Origin of the sequence: Cellulomonas sp. KH9, assembly GCF_900114185.1 — a bacterium.
Classification (GTDB): domain Bacteria; phylum Actinomycetota; class Actinomycetes; order Actinomycetales; family Cellulomonadaceae; genus Cellulomonas.
The window spans coordinates 352,505-369,546 of record NZ_FOSE01000001.1; the positions used below are offsets into that span (position 1 = coordinate 352,505).

15 protein-coding genes are annotated in these 17,042 nt (G+C 75.6%); 3 read left to right on the top strand and 12 right to left on the bottom strand.

Going from position 1 to position 17,042, the window contains the following annotated elements; genetic code table 11:
* Window position 1: 1 nt before the first annotated feature.
* Genes BMZ16_RS01625 through BMZ16_RS01640 form a run of 4 tightly spaced genes read right to left on the bottom strand, consistent with a single transcriptional unit; the run spans window position 2 to window position 3,577 of the window.
* Window positions 2-670 carry a methyltransferase domain-containing protein gene (locus tag BMZ16_RS01625; RefSeq protein WP_089797872.1) on the bottom strand — a complete coding sequence of 223 codons (669 nt, stop codon included), beginning with the start codon at window positions 668-670 and terminating at the stop codon, window positions 2-4.
* A complete protein-coding gene (locus tag BMZ16_RS01630) occupies window positions 667-1,533 on the bottom strand; it encodes a ChbG/HpnK family deacetylase (RefSeq protein WP_089797873.1) in 867 nt (288 codons plus the stop codon). The genes BMZ16_RS01625 and BMZ16_RS01630 overlap by 4 nt, the downstream gene beginning before the upstream one ends.
* On the bottom strand, window positions 1,530-2,300 hold the full coding sequence (locus BMZ16_RS01635; protein ID WP_089797874.1) for a glycosyltransferase family 2 protein: 771 nt from the start codon (window positions 2,298-2,300) through the stop codon (window positions 1,530-1,532). The genes BMZ16_RS01630 and BMZ16_RS01635 overlap by 4 nt, the downstream gene beginning before the upstream one ends.
* Window positions 2,297-3,577 carry a glycosyltransferase family 39 protein gene (locus tag BMZ16_RS01640; RefSeq protein ID WP_143082720.1) on the bottom strand — a complete coding sequence of 427 codons (1,281 nt, stop codon included), beginning with the start codon at window positions 3,575-3,577 and terminating at the stop codon, window positions 2,297-2,299. The genes BMZ16_RS01635 and BMZ16_RS01640 overlap by 4 nt, the downstream gene beginning before the upstream one ends.
* A 134-nt stretch (window positions 3,578-3,711) precedes the next feature.
* On the opposite strand from BMZ16_RS01640, the gene BMZ16_RS01645 reads away from it, so the two are divergent.
* On the top strand, window positions 3,712-4,569 hold the full coding sequence (locus BMZ16_RS01645) for a hypothetical protein (protein ID WP_089797876.1): 858 nt from the start codon (window positions 3,712-3,714) through the stop codon (window positions 4,567-4,569).
* Here BMZ16_RS01645 and galE read toward each other — a convergent pair.
* The 4 genes from galE to BMZ16_RS19635 form a co-directional block, all read right to left on the bottom strand.
* Window positions 4,553-5,539 (bottom strand): UDP-glucose 4-epimerase GalE, encoded by a 987-nt coding sequence (galE, locus tag BMZ16_RS01650; RefSeq protein WP_089797877.1) that lies wholly within the window; start codon window positions 5,537-5,539, stop codon window positions 4,553-4,555. The two genes, BMZ16_RS01645 and galE, sit on opposite strands and share 17 nt — an antisense overlap.
* An 86-nt stretch (window positions 5,540-5,625) precedes the next feature.
* Window positions 5,626-6,360, bottom strand: coding sequence for a uracil-DNA glycosylase (locus BMZ16_RS01655; protein ID WP_177199557.1), 735 nt, complete (start codon window positions 6,358-6,360; stop codon window positions 5,626-5,628).
* 3 nt (window positions 6,361-6,363) lie between these two features.
* Entirely contained in the window at window positions 6,364-6,981 is a 618-nt protein-coding gene (locus BMZ16_RS01660) for an L-threonylcarbamoyladenylate synthase (protein ID WP_089797878.1), read from the bottom strand.
* Between the two features lie 51 nt (window positions 6,982-7,032).
* Window positions 7,033-7,161, bottom strand: a complete 129-nt coding sequence (locus BMZ16_RS19635) for a hypothetical protein (protein ID WP_255366293.1) — start codon at window positions 7,159-7,161, stop codon at window positions 7,033-7,035.
* Window positions 7,162-7,448: 287 nt separating this feature from the next.
* Here BMZ16_RS19635 and BMZ16_RS01665 point away from each other — a divergent pair, with 287 nt between their 5' ends.
* Entirely contained in the window at window positions 7,449-8,255 is an 807-nt protein-coding gene (locus BMZ16_RS01665) for an ABC transporter ATP-binding protein (RefSeq protein ID WP_089797879.1), read from the top strand.
* Complete coding sequence (locus BMZ16_RS01670; RefSeq protein WP_089797880.1) at window positions 8,255-10,837, top strand: ABC transporter permease; 2,583 nt, start codon at window positions 8,255-8,257, stop codon at window positions 10,835-10,837. The genes BMZ16_RS01665 and BMZ16_RS01670 overlap by 1 nt, the downstream gene beginning before the upstream one ends.
* A gap of 58 nt (window positions 10,838-10,895) precedes the next feature.
* On the opposite strand, the gene BMZ16_RS01675 is transcribed toward BMZ16_RS01670, so the two are convergent.
* From BMZ16_RS01675 to BMZ16_RS01690, 4 genes are all read right to left on the bottom strand, one after another.
* Complete coding sequence (locus BMZ16_RS01675; protein ID WP_089797881.1) at window positions 10,896-12,953, bottom strand: elongation factor G; 2,058 nt, start codon at window positions 12,951-12,953, stop codon at window positions 10,896-10,898.
* A 197-nt stretch (window positions 12,954-13,150) separates the two neighbouring features.
* Entirely contained in the window at window positions 13,151-14,122 is a 972-nt protein-coding gene (locus BMZ16_RS01680; protein ID WP_089797882.1) for an FKBP-type peptidyl-prolyl cis-trans isomerase, read from the bottom strand.
* A gap of 137 nt (window positions 14,123-14,259) precedes the next feature.
* A complete protein-coding gene (locus tag BMZ16_RS01685) occupies window positions 14,260-15,954 on the bottom strand; it encodes an alpha-amylase family protein (RefSeq protein WP_089797883.1) in 1,695 nt (564 codons plus the stop codon).
* Window positions 15,951-16,982, bottom strand: coding sequence for a TIGR03885 family FMN-dependent LLM class oxidoreductase (locus tag BMZ16_RS01690; RefSeq protein WP_089797884.1), 1,032 nt, complete (start codon window positions 16,980-16,982; stop codon window positions 15,951-15,953). Before BMZ16_RS01690 ends, BMZ16_RS01685 begins: the two co-directional genes overlap by 4 nt.
* Window positions 16,983-17,042: the final 60 nt, after the last annotated feature.

A 17,042-nucleotide genomic window follows, 5' to 3' on the forward strand; every position in this document is an offset into this window, starting at 1 on the left:
GTCAGGCGGACGGGCGTTCCCCCACCAGCACGTGGTGGGGGTGCACCCGTCCGGCGTCCAGCCGGGTGGCGGTGACGGTCAGGCCCGCGTCGCGCAGCCACCCCGCGACGACGTCGGGCGGGACGAAGGTGAACGTCGCCGACCCCTCGGTGATCCGCAGGACCCGCACGGACACGGTCTCCTGCCACCGGTTCCAGCGCACCTTCCAGCGCGGTGCGGTACCCATCTCCTTGACGACGAGCCGCCCGCCCGGCGCCACCTGCTCGGCCGCGGCCAGCAGCAGGCGGCGCTGGGCGTCGGCGGGCAGCAGGTACAGCACGTCCACCACCACGACCGCCGCCCACGGCCCGGGGGGCACGGCGCCGTCGGGTGCGACCGCCAGCTCCAGGTTGGCCACGCGTCCCGCGGCACCCGCACCGACCGCGACCTTGTCCGCGTCGATGTCGACCCCGACCACGCGGCGCCCCGGGCCGGCGAGCGCGGCGTAGGCGCTGAACAGGCCGTGGCCGCAGCCGATCTCCAGCACGGGCCCGGCGTCGGGCAGCAGGGTGGCCAGCCGGCGGAACGGTGCGCTCCACCAGCGCACGTGCACGTGCGCCCGCTCCTGCCACGGCGCGTCGCGGTACAGCGCGAGCGCGCGGCGCCCCGCGGCGTCGGGCGCGCGCGTCACGGGCGTCCCCCCGCGTCGGGCGCGGCCGTCGCGGCCAGGCCGGTGAACCCGGTGAGGACGTACCCGCACGCGTCGACGTGCGCGCGGGTGCGGGGCGACGTCAGCGCCGCGAGCTCGTCGGCCCACCGGTAGCCCCAGGCGAACCGCCCGGCGTCGGGGTCGTGCGCGACGCCCGGGTGGGCGTTGACCTCGAGCGTGCGCGCGCCGCGCGCGGCGGCGGCCGTGAGCGTCGCGACCCAGCGGTCCTCGTCCATCGCGCCCGCCTCGTCGAGGCCCGCGTGGTCGTCGGTGGTCGTCAGGCCCGCCCGCCGCAGCCGCCGGTGCAGCCCGCGCCCCAGGACGCCGACGCCCGCACCGGTGACGCCCCGCGCGTGGCTGCGGGGGAGCCGGACCGCACCGATGCCGGCGCCGACGGCGAGCTCGGTGACCACCCGTCCCACGACCGGCCACAGGTGCGTGTGCTGGTGGGTGTCCAGGTGCGTGACCGGCACGCCCACCCCCTGCACGCGCTCCAGCTGGGCGGCCAGCTCGCGGCGCACGTCGTCCGGGTCGATGCGGCCGGCGAGCCCGCGGGCCACGACCGTGCGGTAGCCGAGCGGGAAGCGGCCCGTCCGGTGCTCGACGAGGGTGGGGACCTCGCGGGCGGACAGCAGCGGCGGGTCCTCCCCGACGAGCGCGAGGTGCGCACCGAGCTCGAGCGTCGGGTGGTCCCGCAGCACCCGGGCCGCGTCGTCGAAGGCGGTGCCCACCGCGAGCAGCGACGTCGCCGTCACCACGCCGTCGACGTGCGCGCGCCGCACCGCCTCGTTCACCCCGGCGGTGAGCCCCAGGTCGTCCGCCGTGACGACGAGCGACCGGGTCACGTGCGGGCCCGCGCGGGCCGCGCGGGCAGGCTGCGCAGCTCGCGCCGCAGCGTCCGCATCTCGTCGAGCATCGTGCGGATCACCCCGAGGGACGAGAGCGTCGAGACCCCGCGCGTGCGCGGGAAGTAGTCGACACCGATCTGCAGCACCTCGAAGCCGGCCTTCTGCGCCCGCACCAGCAGCTCGGCGTCGATGAACGACCCCTCGCTGCGCAGGGCCACGTGGTCCAGCACCTCGCGGCGGACCAGCTTGAACGCGAAGTTCACGTCCCGCACGCGGGTGCCGAACATGAGCCGGACCAGGCCGTTGTAGAGGAACGAGTACACGGCCCGGCGCGGGCCCTCGCCCGTGCGGTCCAGCCGGTACGCGCTGACGATGTCGACCTCGTAGGTCTGCAGGACGCGCAGCGCCCGTTCGAGCTCGCGCATCTCGAACGGGAGGTCCGCGTCGGTGTACAGCACGACGTCGCCCTTCGCGGCGTCGAAGCCCGAGCGCATCGACCCCCCGAGCTTGCGGTTGACCGGGTGGTGGACCACGCGCACGTGCGGGTCGTCGGCGGCCAGCGCGTCGGCGAGCTGCGGGGTGCGGTCGGTCGACGCGTCGTCGACGACGATGATCTCGTAGTCGCGCGTCCGCCCGGTCTCGACCAGCTCGCGGCACGTCACGGACGCGGCCGCCACGGCGCGCTCGATGTACTCCTCCTCGTTCCACATCGGGAAGAACACGGAGACGAGCGACAGCGGCTCGGGCCCCTGCGTGGACGTCATGACACTGCCACCCCTCTGCCGAACAGGAACGTGAGCACCACGAGCAGCACCCCGCACACGGTCAGCGTGAGCGGTGCCACCCACCGGCGGGTGCGGGTCGCGAGCAGGTCACCCGCCGCGGCCAGCACGGGGAACGCCACCAGCACGTACCGGCCGGTCCCCATGAAGTCCTTGGTCCCGACGATCGGGATGAGCAGCACCACGGCGGCGAACGCGGCGTAGCCCCAGCCGAACAGCCGCTGCACGCGGCGCAGCAGCAGCACCGCGCACGCGCAGGCCACGGCCTGCAGCGTCAGCAGCACCGCGATGTCGTACGGGCCCCGCAGGAGCGTGCCCAGGAACACCACCTTGAACCAGGTGCGCGGCCCGACGCCCTGGTTCCAGCCCGGTGCCGACTCCACCTCGACGAACGCGAGGGGGTTGCCGAACTCCAGCCACAGGTACAGGCACCAGCCCGCCAGGCCGAGGCCCGACGCGAGCACGGCCACGTGCCGCGGTCGCACGTCGCGGACGGCCGCGAGCACGTCACGCCACCCCGGGCGGGGTGGCGTGCCCGGCGCGCGTCCGGTCGCCGGGTCGGCCGCCGCGGGGGGCAGGGCCTCGAGCCCCCGTGCCGCGCGCCGGTCCTCCGCGAGGATCTCCAGCGTCCGCACCACCAGCCCGACGGCCACGGCGACGCCCACCGGCCGGCCCGCGGTGGCGACCGCGCCGACCAGGCCCGCGGCGAGGTACCACCGGCGCTCGAGCAGCAGGAACGCTCCCACGGCGCTGAGCAGGAACAGCGCGTCGGCGTACATGGGGCCGTAGAGGAAGAAGGCGTACGGGTAGAGCAGCAGCACGGCGACCGCCGGCACGGCCGACCGGCGCGGCAGCCGCTGCCGCGCCCAGGACGCGAACAGCACGACCGCGACGAGGCCGCACAGCACGCTCAGCAGCTGACCGGCGACCTGGTGGTCGCCCAGGACCTCCGACAGCCCGCGGACGCCCAGCGGGTACGCCGGGAAGAACGCGACCGACGACTGCTGCCCCGGCACGTACGCGTAGCCCTCCCGCACGATGTCGAGGTACCAGCCCGCGTCGTACTGGAACCAGCCGTCGAGCCAGGTGGGGCCCGCCAGGTCGGGGTCCTGGCGCGGCTGCGAGCGCGTCGCGAGCGCGACCACCACCGACAGCGCCACCACGAGACCCGCGAAGGCGCCGGCCACCGCCAGGCCGTACCGCCACCCCGCGCCGCGGCCCGTGCGGGGCGGGTCCGCCGTCATCGAGGTCGGTGCCACGTGCCCCCCTGCCCTTCCCGTCCGGTGAGCCCGGCGACGGACGTCGCGAGCATAGGGTGAGACGTCCGACGGGCGGACGGGGTTGGGTCGCAGACGGGTGACGATCGGGTGACGGTTCGCCGCGGTGGTACCGCGTGATCGGTCTGGTGGCCGTCGCGGGTGCCGCCCTGTGCTCCGGCGCCGCCGTCGTGCTGCAGGCGGTCGCGGTGCGCCGGCTGCCCGACGACGCGGGCCTCGGCACGACGCTGGTGCGTCGCCTCGTGACGTCCCCCGCCTACGTCGCGGCGCTCGCGCTGGTGGCCCTCGGGTTCGGCCTGTCGTTCCTCGCGCTGCGCACGCTCCCGCTGTTCCTCGTGCAGGCGGGCCGTGCGTCGGGGCTGGCGGTGGCCGCCGTCCTGGCGGTGGTGGTGCTCGGGGCCCGGCTGGGGCCGCGCGACGCCGGGGGCCTGGCGGCGCTGGGCGTCGGCCTCGTGGGCCTGGCGCTGAGCGTGGCACCGGCGCCCGTGACGGGCGCGCCGGCCGGTGTCCCCGTCGGCCTGCTGGTGGCGGCCGTGGCGCTGGCGGTCGTGGCGTGGCGGGTCGCCGCCCGGCCGCCGTCCACGCGCACGGGGCTGGTGCTCGCGGCCGCCGCGGGCTGCGGGTACGCGCTGCTGGCGCTCGCGGCGCACGTCGTCGACCTGTCCCAGCCGCTCCGCGTCCTGCTCGACCCCGCGCTGTGGGTGGGCGGGGCGGGGGGTGTCCTCGCCCTGGCGCTGACCGCGCTCGCGCTGCGACGTGCGCCCGTGGTGCCCGTGACGGCGGTGACGGTCGCCACCGAGACCTGCCTGGGCGCCCTGCTCGGGCTCGTGCTGGTGGGGGACGAGGCGCTGCCGGGCCGGGGGCTGCTCGCCACCGCCGCGTTCGCCCTGGTGCTCGCCGGTGCCCTGGCGGTCGCGCGGTTCGGCTCGCCCGACGCGCTCACCGAGCCCGAGCGCGTCACCGCACAGGGCTGACCTGCCCGGTGCGCGCCGCCGCCCACGCGCTGCGCAGCACGGCGTCCAGGTCGTGCCGGGCGGACCAGCCCAGCCGGGCGCGTGCCCGGTCGACGGCCGCGACCACCGCGGCGGGGTCGCCCGGGCGGCGCGGCCCGGCCTGCACCGCGAGGTCGCGCCCGTCGAGGGTGCACAGCCGGCGCACCACCTCCAGCACGGAGGCCCCGGTGCCGGTGCCCACGTTGAGCACCTCGGCGCGGGGCGGCCCCGTCGCCGCACCGAGCGCGCGCAGCGCGGCCACGTGGGCGTCCGCGACGTCCCGCACGTCGACCAGGTCCCGCACGCAGGTGCCGTCGGGCGTGGGGTAGTCCATCCCGTTGACCTGCGGCGTCGCGCCGCGCGCCAGCGTGCCCAGCACGGTGGTGACGAGGTTGGCCTCCTCGTCGTCGCGCAGCACCGGCGAGCCGGCACCCGCCACGTTGAAGTAGCGCAGGCAGAAGGACCGGACGCCCGCGGTGGTGGCGGCGGCCACGAGCCGCTCGCCCTGCAGCTTGGTGTCCCCGTAGGGGCTCATGGGCGCCGCCGGGCTGTCCTCGTCGACCACCGCGGTGTCCGGCCACCCGTACACCGCGGCCGACGAGGAGAACACCAGGTGCGGCACCCCCGCCGCCGCCATGGCCGCCAGGACGTGCGCCGTACCGCCCACGTTCTGCTCGTGGTACCACCGCGGCCGGGCCACCGACTCCTCGACCTTCTTGCGGGCGGCCAGGTGCACCACGGCGGTGACCTCCCACCGGGTGCAGACGTCCGTCAGCGCCGCGACCGCGGCCGGCTCCGCGAGGTCGAGGCGCACCAGCGGCACCCCGGGCACCCGGTCGACGCGGCCCGTCGACAGGTCGTCCACGACGACCGGGCGACGCCCGGAACGCCGCAGCGCGTCCACGACGTGCCCGCCGATGTACCCCGCCCCGCCGGTCACCAGCACGCTCACGGGGTGAGCGTACGAGCCGGGACGAACGTCGCGTGTCCACCCGGAGGGGGACAGCCGTCCTCTCCCGGGACGAACCTCGCGTCGCGTCAGCCGGCGAGCTCGCGGGCCCGCAGGAGCACCGCGTCGAGCATCGCGGGGGTGAGCCGCCCGGTGAACGTGTTGTGCGGGCTCACGTGGAAGCACCCGAGCAGGACCAGCTCGGCGTCACCCCGCCGCAGCGTGAGCTCGGCCCCGTGCCCGAAGGCGGGGCGGGGACGCGGGACGTCCCAGCCCTGCTCGGCCAGCGTCGTGAGCAGCGCCTTCCAGCCGAACCCGCCCAGCACCACCGCGGCGCGCGGCGCGACGAGCTCCAGCTCACGGGCCAGCCACGGCCCGCACGTGCGGCGCTCGGCCGGCGTCGGCGCGTTCGCGGGTGGCGCGCACCGCACGGGGGCGGTCATCCGCAGCCCGGTGAGCACGAGCCCGTCGTCGCGGGACACCGAGGTCGGCTGCGACGCCAGGCCGACGCGGTGCAGCGCGGCCACGAGGAAGTCGCCGGACCGGTCCCCGGTGAACATCCGGCCGGTGCGGTTGCCGCCGTCCGCGGCCGGGGCGAGCCCGACCAGCGCGATCCCGGCGTCCGCGTCGCCGAAGCCGGGCACGGGCCGGGCCCAGTACGTCTGCCCGCGGAACCGGGCGGGTGGGTCCGCCGCGGCGGCCTCCCGCCAGGCGACGAGCCGCGGGCACGCCCGGCAGGCCGTGACGACGCGGTCGAGCTCACCCACCGTGGTGGCCGCGGCAGCGGCGCGCACGACGTCGGCGGGGTCGTCCGTGCCCGCCACGGCTCAGAACCGGTCCGGGTCGCCCGCGCCCACCCGGACGACCTCCGGGGCCCCCGACGTCCAGTCGACGACCGTGGTGGGCTCGGTGCCGCGGTCGCCGGCGTCGACCACGGCGTCGAGCACGTCGTCGAGCTCCTCCTTGATCTGCCATCCCTCGGTCATCGGCCAGTCGTGGCCGGGCATCAGCAGGGACGACGAGAGCAGGGGCTCACCCAGCTCGCGCAGCAGGGCGTGCGTCACCGGGTCGTCGGGGATGCGGACACCGACCGAGCGCTTCTTGTCGTGCGCGAGGCGCCGCGGCACCTCCGGCGTCGCGGGCAGGATGAACGTGTACGGGCCGGGGGTGGCGGCCTTGATGGCGCGGAACGCGCTGTTGTCGAGGTGCACGAGCTGCCCGAGCTGCGCGAAGTCGCAGCACACCAGCGTGAAGTGGTGCCGGTCGTCGAGGTGCCGGATGCGGCGGATGCGCTCGGCCCCGTCGTGGTTGTCCATGCGCGTGCCCAGCGCGTACATCACGTCCGTGGGGTAGGCGATCACCGCGTCGTCCCGGAGCATCGCCACCACCTGGGCGATCGACCGCGGCTGCGGGTCGGTGGGGTGGACGTCGAAGTACCGGGCCATGCCGTCAGCGTAGGAGGCTCCTGCCCGCCGCGCGCGCGTGGCCCCGGCTCGTCACGGCAGCCGGTCGGTCAGCTGCGCGACGATCTGCGTGAGCAGCGCGGGCTGGGAGGCCACGGCGAGCGCCGCCCCGGCGGTGACGGCACCCACGACCGACACGACCCTCTGCAGCGCTGCCGCCATGACCTCGACCTCCGTCCGCGTGCCACCCCCGTGGTGGCGTGGTGCCACCCTGCCGCCCGGTGCGGGGCCCGAACATCCGGGCCGGCCCCCGTTCGTCCCCGGGGGCACACCCCCGGTCGGGTCGGGGTCCGGTGCCGCGCACCACGCGGCGTCGGGCGGGCGCACCGCCCTCTGACCAGGACCGACGTCCCGACGTCGACCCTGAGTCCCGGGCCCCGCACGCTCAGGGTCGCGTCCGGGGCGGTCCCTGGTGCCGAGCGGACGCCCACGGGTGGACGATCGTCGGTGTGACCACCACCGACAGCACCCGGGCCGAGACGCCCATCGCCACCGCGCGCGGCCTCGTGCGCACCTACGGCTCCGGCCCCACCGCCGTGCACGCGCTCGCGGGCGTCGACCTCGACGTCCAGCGCGGCCGTCTCACCGCGACGATGGGCCCCTCGGGGTCCGGCAAGTCCACCCTCATGCACTGCCTCGCCGGCCTCGACCGGCCCACGTCCGGGACCGTCGTCGTCGACGGCGAGGAGGTGTCCTCGATGTCCGAGAGGCGCCTGACCCGGCTGCGCCGCGACCGCATCGGCTTCGTCTTCCAGGCGTTCAACCTGGTGCCGACGCTCACGGCGCTGGAGAACATCACGCTGCCCTTCGACATCGCGCGTCGCCCCGTCGACCGGGAGCACCTGGACGCCGTCGTGCAGGCCGTCGGCCTGTCCGACCGGCTGAGCCACAAGCCGGGCGAGCTGTCCGGCGGGCAGCAGCAGCGTGTCGCGTGCGCCCGCGCGCTCGTCACGCGCCCCGCCGTCGTCTTCGCGGACGAGCCGACGGGCAACCTCGACTCGTCGTCCGCGCACGAGGTGCTCTCGTTCCTGCGCCGCAGCGTCGACGAGCTCGGGCAGTCGGTGGTCATGGTGACGCACGACCCCACAGCCGCGTCGTACGCCGACCGCGTCCTGTTCCTCGCCGACGGGCGCATCGTCGACGAGATCTCCGACCCGACGCCGGACACCGTGCTCGAGCGGCTCGGCGCCCTGTCGCGCCGCCCGTCCGGTGCCGGGACGACCGACGGCACCGCCACCCCCGCCGAGGTGCGCTGATGCTGCGCGTCACCCTGCGGGGCGTGCGCGCGCACGCCGTCCGGTTCGCGCTGTCGGTGCTCGCCGTGGCGCTCGGGGTCGCGTTCGTCGCCGGCACGTTCGCGCTGCGCACCATGCTGTCGGACACCTTCAACGGCATCGTCGACGCGCAGGCGCCGGCCGACGCGTACGTGCGGGGCGACGCCCCCCTGCCCGGGGGCGGGGCGGCCGGGGCGGGGTTCTCGCTGGGCGAGCAGCGCGTGCCGGTGCCGGCCGCGCTGGCCGACGAGATCGCGGACGTCGACGGCGTGCGCGCGGCGCTGCCCGACCTGGCGGGTCCGATCGTCCTGGTCGGTGCCGACGGGACGGCGGTGCAGTCCACGCAGGCGCCGTCGTTCGGGCTCGCGTTCCACGGGGACGACCCCGAGCTGCGGCTCGTCGAGGGGCGGGCCCCGACGGCGGCCGGCGAGGTCGCGGTCGAGTCCGCGTCGCTCGACTCCGCGGGCCTGGCCGTGGGGGACACCACCCGCGTGGTCCTGGCGGGCGAGGTGCGGGACGTCACCGTCGTCGGCGAGGTCGACGCCGGCGGGCCGTTGGCGGGCGCGACGCTGGTCTACCTGCCCGTCGACGTCGCCACGGCCGTGTACGCCGCCGACGGGACCGTCGCGACCGTGTCGGTGTACGCCGAGGACGGTGTGGACGAGCGGACGCTCGCCGACCGTGTCAGCGCCGCGCTCGACGACGCGGGCGTCACCGGCGCCGAGGTCCTCACCGGTCAGTCGCAGCGCGACGACCTGCAGGCCGGTGTCGACGAGACCCTCGGGTTCGTCACGTCGTTCCTGCTCGTCTTCGCGGTCATGTCGCTGTTCGTCGGCGGGTTCCTCATCTCCAACACCTTCGCGATGTCGGTGCGCCAGCGGGTGCGCGAGTTCGCGCTGCTGCGGGCCGTCGGGGCGTCGCCCGCGCAGGTGTTCGGCGTGGTCGTCGGCCAGGCCGCCGTCGTGGGCCTGGTCGGTGCCGCGCTGGGCGTCGTCGGCGGGCTGGGCCTCGTGAGCCTGCTGCGCGTGGTGTTCGAGGGGCTGGGCATGGACCTGGTGGGAGAGATCCCGCTGGACACCACCACGGTCGTCACCTGCCTGGCGCTCGGCACCGTCGTGTCGGCCGTCGCCGCGGCGGTGCCCGGGCGTCGGGCCGCGCTCATCGCGCCCGTCGAGGCGATGCGGGGCGAGGTCACGGTGCCGGAGCGCTCGCTGCACCGGCGCGGGCTGACCGGCGGGGCGCTCGTCGCCGTGGGGGTCGCGGCCGTCGCGTTCGCGGCGCTGCGCCCAGCGGCGGACGCCGCGGAGCTCCTGCTCGGCGTCGGCGCGGTCGTCGTCCTCGTCGGCGTCCTCGTCGCGTCCCCCGCGATGGCGCGTGCCGTGCTGCGCGTCCTGGCCGTCCCGTTCGTGCGGCTGCTGCCCCCGATGGGCCGCCTGGCCCGGGGCAACGTCGTGCGCAACCCGCGGCGCACCGCGTCCACGGCGGGTGCGCTGGTCATCGGCATGGCGCTCGTCGGCGCGGTCTCGGTCATCGCGGCCACCGGGCAGGCGTCGCTCGTGCGCGTCGTGGAGAGCGCGACGAACGCCGACCTCGTGCTGCGGGCCGCCACGTCCGTGATCCCCGCGGGTGCCATCACGGACGTCGCGGCGCTGCCGGAGGTGGGGCGGGCCGACGCGCTCGCGTTCACCCTCGGTGCCGTGTCGCCGGAGCCCGGCGCGGCACCGGGTGAGGACGACGGCGCCGGCGTCATCGGCGTCGGGGACGACGTCCTGGGCGCGTCGCTCGTCGTCGAGGTCCTCGAGGGTGACGTCGACGACCTGGACGCGACCCACGCGGTCGTCAACGAGCGCATGGCCGCCGGCGAGGGCTGGTCGGTCGGCGACGAGGTCACGGTCGTGACCGAGGCCGGCGAGCGGACGTTCGACGTCGCCGCGGTGGTCGACTCCCCGGTCCTGGGGGGTGCCGTGATCGTCCCGCAGGCGGTGCTCGACGAGCTCGCACCCGGCGGGGCGCAGGTGACGGACACGGTGTTCGTCGACGCGGCGTCCGGGGTGACGCCCGACGCGCTGCGGTCCGCGGTCACGGACGCCGTCTCGCCCTACGTCGTGGTGTCCGTGCAGGACCGCGACGAGTTCGTCGACCAGACGGCCGCGCAGGTCGACCAGCTGCTCGTGATCCTCTACGCGCTGCTGGGGCTGTCCCTGGTGATCGCGGTGCTCGGCATCGTCAACACGCTCGCGCTGTCGGTGATCGAGCGGACCCGGGAGATCGGGCTCCTGCGGGCCGTGGGCCTGGGACGGCTGCAGCTGGCCGGCGTGGTGGCCGTGGAGTCGGTGCTGACGGCCGTGTTCGGCACGGTCGTCGGGCTGGTGGTCGGGGTGGGCCTGGCGTCCGTCCTGCCGCGGGTGTACGCCGAGGAGGGGCTCGACCGGCTCGCCGTCCCGTGGGACGGGCTGGCGCTCATGATGGTGCTCGCACTGGTCGTGGGCGTGCTGGCCGCGGTGTGGCCCGGCGCGCGGGCCGCCCGCCTGCGGGTGCTGGACGCCATCGCGACGCCGGACTGACGGGGCGCCCGGCCCGCGCCGACGGGCGCGGGCCGGGCGCAGGTCAGGTCAGGTCAGGTCAGGCGGGCACCAGGTGGTCCGGGCACGGCGCGTAGTGGTCGGGCGCGACGGTCAGCTCGCCGCGCCCGCCGGTCAGCGAGCGCAGGTCCAGCACGTAGCGGCCGAGCTCGGCCTCCGGGACGGTGGCCTCGACGACGACCTCGCCGCCGTCGAGCGACACGGTGTCCGTGATCCGCCCGCGCCGGGCCGCCAGGTCGCTCATGACGTCGCCCTGCGCGGACTGCGGGACGGTGATGTGCACGCGGCACACCGGCTCGAGCACGACCGTGCCCGCCGTGGTCAGCGCCTCGCGCAGCCCGGCGGCCGCCGCGGTGCGGAACGCCATGTCGGACGAGTCCACGGAGTGCGCCTTGCCGTCGACCGCCTCGACGCGGAGGTCGACCACGGGGAAGCCGTGCGGGCCGCCGGCGGCCATCGCCTCGCGCACCCCGCGCTCGACGGCCGGCAGGTAGGTCCGGGGGATCGCACCGCCCACGACGGAGTCGACGAACTCGAGGCCGGACCCCGCCGGCAGCGGCGAGACGCGCAGCCGCACCACGGCGTACTGGCCGTGGCCGCCGGACTGCTTCTTGACCTTGCCCTCGGCCTCGACCGGCCGGGCGATGGTCTCGCGGTAGCCGACCGGCACCGGGGACGTGGTCACGTGGACGCCGAACACCCGCGCGAGACGCTCCAGCGCCACGGCCAGGTGGGTGTCGCCCAGCCCGCGCAGCACCGTCCGGTCGCCGGTGCGGTCCACGGTGAGCGTCGGGTCCTCGGCGGCCAGCCGCGCCAGCGCGGCCGACAGGCGGTCGTCGTCGGACTGCGTCACCGGGTCCAGCGCGAGCGCGTACACCCCGGGGCGCTCCCGCGGCGGTGGCGCCGTCAGCTGCACGCCGGGGGAGCCCTTGGCCGCGAGCAGCGACCCCGTGGGCGTCCCCGTCAGCTTGGCGACCGCGCCGACCTGCCCGGCGACGACCTCGTCGACCGGCAGGTGCTCCTTGCCGCGCAGGCGGAACAGGCCAGGCAGGCGCTCCTCGGTCCGGGTGGTGGTGTTGAGCAGCCGGTCACCCGCGCGGACCGTGCCGGACAGCACACGGAACACGGTGACCTGCCCGACGAACGGGTCGGCGACGGTCCGGAAGGCGTGCAGCAGCGTGGGGCCGGTGGGGTCGGGCTCCACCTGCACCTCGACGTCGCCCGCGAGCACGGTGCGTGCCCGTCCCGTACCGCCGGGGCACAGCAGGCACAGCAGGTCCGCGAGCCGGTCGACGCCGACGCCCGTGGTGCCGGAGACCACCATGACCGGGACGGCCTCACCGGCGCAGACCTCCTGGGCGAGGGTCCGCCCCAGGTCCGCGGCCGACGGCTCGTCCCCCGCGAGGTAGCGCTCGAGCTGGTCGTCGTCGTGCGCGACGATCTCCTCGGTCACCTGCTCGTGCAGGCGGTGCTCCTCCTCGGCCACGCCGGAGGGCGGCGGCTCGTCGTGGTGGCGGCCGTCGGCGTCGTACCCGTAGCCCTCCTCGGAGAGCACGTCGGCGATGCCGGTGAACGCGGTCTCGTCACCGAACGGCAGCTCCAGCGGCACGACGACGCTGCCGAACGCCTCGCGCAGCTGCGCGAGGACCTGGTGGAAGTCGGCGCGGGCCCTGTCCTCCTTGGTGACGACGACGACGCGCGGGACGCCCGCCTCCGCCGCGGCCCGCCACGCCAGGTGGGTGCCGGCCTGCACGCCGTCGACCGCGGACACGACGATCACGGCGAGGTCGGCCACGGCCAGGGCCGTGTCGACGGCGCCGGCGAAGTCCAGGAACCCGGGGGTGTCCAGCAGCGTGACGTCGTACGGCGTGCCGTCGTCGGTCTGCCATCGGAACGGCGCGATGCCCAGGGCCAGGGAGATGCCGCGGGCGATCTCCTCCGGCTCGTGGTCGCTGACCGTGCTGCCGTCCTCGACGCGGCCGGCCCGCGGGACGGCGCCGGCGCGGTGCAGCAGCGCCTCGGTCAGGGTGGTCTTGCCGGAACCCGATGCGCCGATCAGCGCGACGGTGCGGACGGCGGCCGACGGTGCCTGGTCCATCTGGACCCTCCCACGCTGGAGGTGAACTTCCCGTCAGCGTAGGGCGGACGGGCCCCGGACGGCAGGACGAGGGTCCCTGGTCCGCCGCCGCCACGGGGTCCGCGCCGCGGTGCGGTCGCGGGGACGACGACGGGCCGGGCCCCGCTCTCCCGCAGGAGAGGGGGCCCGGCCCGTCGGGCGTGCGTCAGGCGGTGTCGTCAGCTCGCGGCGAGGATGTCGACCACGAAGACGAGCGTCGAGTCGCCGGGGATCGTCTCGCCCTGGCCCTCGGCGCCGTAGCCCTTGTCCGGCGGGACGACCAGCATGACCTGGCTGCCGACCTTCTGGCCGACGAGGCCCTCGTTCCAGCCGGCGATGACGGTGGCCTGGCCGATGTTCTCGACCGGGAACGGCACGTTGCGCTCCCACGAGGAGTCGAACTGCGTGCCGTCCCAGAGCCAGCCCGTGTAGTGCACGAGCACGGTCTGGCCGGCGGTGACCTCGGGGCCGGTGCCCTCGATGAGCGGCTGCGCCACGAGCGTGGTCGGCGCCTCGCCCGACGCGGGCTCGAGCGACGGCGCACCGTTGTCGGCCAGCGTGACGGTGGGCAGGCCGTCGACGGGTGCGACGGCCGTGCCGTCGGCGCGGCCCGGACGCTTGGAGACGACCTCGGCGACCGCGACGGCCGCGGCGTCCTCGCCCTGCGGCAGGGCGAAGGTGAAGCGGGTGCCGACCTTGGCGCCGATGAGGATGTCGGTGAGCACGGGCGCCAGCGACGCCTCGCTGACGACGATCTGCTCGGGGGCGCCGGAGGCCCACGACGACGAGAGCGACGACGCGTCGGCGCCGTTGAGCCACACCGAGTGCAGGTCGATGAGGTCGCCGTCGGCGATCTCATCGCCGGTGCCCTCGTCGATGACGCGGGCCACGGCGGCGGAGACGGTGAACGGGGTGCTGGGCAGCGTCACCGTCGGCTCGGCCCCGGCGTCGCCCTCGACCGTCACGGCCTCGAGCGCGGCGACGTCCTCGGCGGTGGCCGTGGGGGCCTCCGTCGACGCGTCGGTCTGCTGGGGTGCGGGGGTGGTGGGGTCGTCGCTCCCGCCGTCGCCGGCGCAGGCGGCGAGGGTCAGGCTGAGCGCCAGGGCTGCGGCTGCGGCGCGCAGCGCGGTGCGGGGGGTGGGACGTCGCACGGAGGTCCTCCGGGTGTCGGGAGACCGCCCCGGATCGGTGGACGGCCTCCGGCACCGTACGCGACGTTCCTGGGGGTTGCCTGGGCGGGTCGGCTGCCGAAACGCTTCAGGGATCGCCTCAGGGGGGTGGTCGGCCGTCACAGCAGACGCCGCGAGCCCGGCTGCGCCACCCGCAGCCACCGGTACCCGTACCCCTCGAGCTCGACCTCCACGCGGCCCTTCTCGTCCGGCACCAGCTCGTCGTCGCGCAGCAGGTCGATGAGGCGGGAGTCCTCGTCGGTGTCGGGGAGGTGCAGGGGCACGCGGACGGCCTCGGAGCCCAGGTTGTGCAGGGCGACCATCGACGCGTCCTGCCAGGTCGAGCGGTGTGCGAGCACGGCTGCGTGCGGCTGGTCGAGGACCTCCGCCTGCTCCGTCCACCCCAGCTCGGGGCACTCGCGGTACCGCCGGGCCAGCTGCTGGACGAAGTTGAGCAGCGAGTCCGGGTCGCGCCGCTGGTCGGACACGTTGACGTGCTCCGGCGCGTAGGCGCCCTCCGGCACCGGGCCCGACAGCCGCGACGGCGGCGCGTCCGAGAACCCCCCGTTGCGGCCCGAGGTCCACTGCATCGGCGTGCGCACCGCGAGCCGGCCCTCGGCCTCGAGGTTCTCGCCCATGCCGATCTCCTCGCCGTAGAACAGCACCGGGGTGCCCGGCAGGCTGAACAGCAGGGAGTAGACCATCCGCACCCGGCGTGGGTCGCCGTCGAGCATCGGGGGCAGGCGGCGGCGCAGGCCACGGTCGTAGAGCTGGTGCTCCGGCTCGGGGCCGAAGGCGTCGAACACCTCCTGCCGCTCGTCGTCGGAGAGCTTGTCGAGCGTCAGCTCGTCGTGGTTGCGCACGAACGTCGCCCACTGGGCGTCCGACGGGATGGTCGGGCGCGAGCGCAGGGTGTCCGCGACCGGCGTCGCGTCCTGGCGGGCCAGCGCCAGGTACATCTGCTGCATGAGGACGAAGTCGAACTGCAGGTTCAGCTCGGCGCCCTCGTGGTCGCCGTCGGAGTCGTGGTCCCCGAAGAACAGGCGCTGCTCCTCGTACGGCAGGTTGACCTCACCCATGAGGATCGAGTCGCCCGTGCGCCGCGACAGGAAGGCGCGCAGCTGCTGCAGGAACTCGTGCGGGTGGTCCACGTCGTCGCCCGTGCCGTTGGCGGCGTCGGCCAGGAAGAACGGCACCGCGTCGACGCGGAACCCGTCCAGGCCCATCTGCGCCCAGTACCCGACGACCTTCGCGATCGCGTCGCGGACCTGCGGGTTCGCCGTGTTCAGGTCCGGCTGGTGACGGTAGAACCGGTGCCGGTACCAGGCCTCCGCCTGCTCGTCGTACGTCCAGATGCCGTCCTCCTTGTCGGGGAAGACGACCTCCTTCGACGTGTCCGGCGGGGCGTCCTCGCGCCACACGTACCAGTCGCGGTACGGGCTGTCCTTCGAGCGCCGCGCGGACCGGAACCACGGGTGGCGGTCCGAGGTGTGGTTGACGACGAGGTCGGCGATGACCCGGATGCCGCGGTCGTTCGCGGTGCGGACCAGCTCGACGAGGTCGCCGGCGTCGCCCAGGCGCGGGTCGATGCCGTAGTAGTCGGTGATGTCGTAGCCGTCGTCGCGGTCGGCGGTCGGGTAGAACGGCATGAGCCACAGGCAGGTCACGCCCAGCTCGGCCAGGTGGTCGATGCGCTGGACGAGCCCGGGCAGGTCACCGACGCCGTCGTCGTTCCAGTCCATGTACGTCTCGACGTCGAGGCAGTAGATGACGGCGGACTTCCACCACAGGTCACCGGTGTCGCGGATCCTCACGCGCCGACCTCCTTCAGGACGGGCAGCAGGTGCTCGGCGGCCATGTCGACGAACGCCTCGAGGGACGACGCGGGCTGCGTGGCCGTGTCGTCGGCGTCCGGGTGCTTGTCGTCCGACGGGACGACGTCGGTCGCGATCTGGTGCAGGTAGAGCGCGTCGAAGCCGATCTCGGCCAGCGCGACGAGCCGGTCGGCGAGGCGGTGCGGGTCGTCCTCGACCACCACGGCGCCGCGCAGCACGTCGTCCCCGACGCTGTCGGCGATCGCGTCGAAGGCCTCCGGCGTGTCGAGGTCCCACGCCTGGGGCGGGCCGACCGCGTTGCCGGCCCACTGCTCGCGCGCCAGCCGCAGCGCCTGCGCCTGCGTGGGGGCGAACGACACGTGCACCTGCAGGGAGATCTCGCCGCGGCCGCCGGCGTCCCGGTACTCCCGGACGACCTCGCGCAGCCGCTCCTCGGGCTGGTTCACGGTGACCAGGCCGTCCGCCCAGCGCGCGTGGTTGCGGGCCGTGGCCGGCGTGACCGCGGGGCCGATGAGCAGCGGCTTCACGTCGGGCAGGGTCCACAGCTTGGCGCGGTCGACCGTCACCAGGCCGTCGTGGGTGACCTCCTCGCCGTCGAGCAGCGCGCGGATGACCTCCACGCACTCGACGAGGCGGGCGTCCCGCACGTCCTTGGAGGGCCAGGGGTCGCCGGTGATGTGCTCGTTCATGTTCTCGCCCGAGCCGAGCGCCACCCAGAACCGGCCGGGGTACATGGCGGCGAGCGTGGCCGCCGCCTGCGCGATGATCGCCGGGTGGTACCGCTGCCCGGGGGCGTTGACGACGCCGAACGGCAGCCGGGTCGTCGCCAGGGCCGAGCCCAGCCACGTCCACGCGAACCCGGAGTGCCCCTGCGTGGACTGCCACGGTGCCCAGTGGTCGGAGCACATCGCGGCGTCGAAGCCCCGCTGCTCCGCCAGCTGCGTGGCCGCCAGCAGGGCGGACGGGTGGACCTGCTCGTGTGAGTTGTGGAATCCGACGCGCACCATGGGCCACCTTCCTACCGGCTGGACGCTTGTCCCGCTCGGTGAAGGGGCGTACCCGCGCAC

Excerpts from the sequence above, each read along its gene's own strand:
- BMZ16_RS01670 (WP_089797880.1), top strand. The coding sequence starts at position 8,255 with ATGCTGCGCGTCACCCTGCGGGGCGTGCGCGCGCACGCCGTCCGGTTC.
- BMZ16_RS01675 (WP_089797881.1), bottom strand. The coding sequence starts at position 12,953 with ATGGACCAGGCACCGTCGGCCGCCGTCCGCACCGTCGCGCTGATCGGC.
- BMZ16_RS01635 (WP_089797874.1), bottom strand. The coding sequence starts at position 2,300 with ATGACGTCCACGCAGGGGCCCGAGCCGCTGTCGCTCGTCTCCGTGTTC.
- BMZ16_RS01690 (WP_089797884.1), bottom strand. The coding sequence starts at position 16,982 with ATGGTGCGCGTCGGATTCCACAACTCACACGAGCAGGTCCACCCGTCC.
- BMZ16_RS19635 (WP_255366293.1), bottom strand. The coding sequence starts at position 7,161 with ATGGCGGCAGCGCTGCAGAGGGTCGTGTCGGTCGTGGGTGCCGTCACC.
- BMZ16_RS01660 (WP_089797878.1), bottom strand. The coding sequence starts at position 6,981 with ATGGCCCGGTACTTCGACGTCCACCCCACCGACCCGCAGCCGCGGTCG.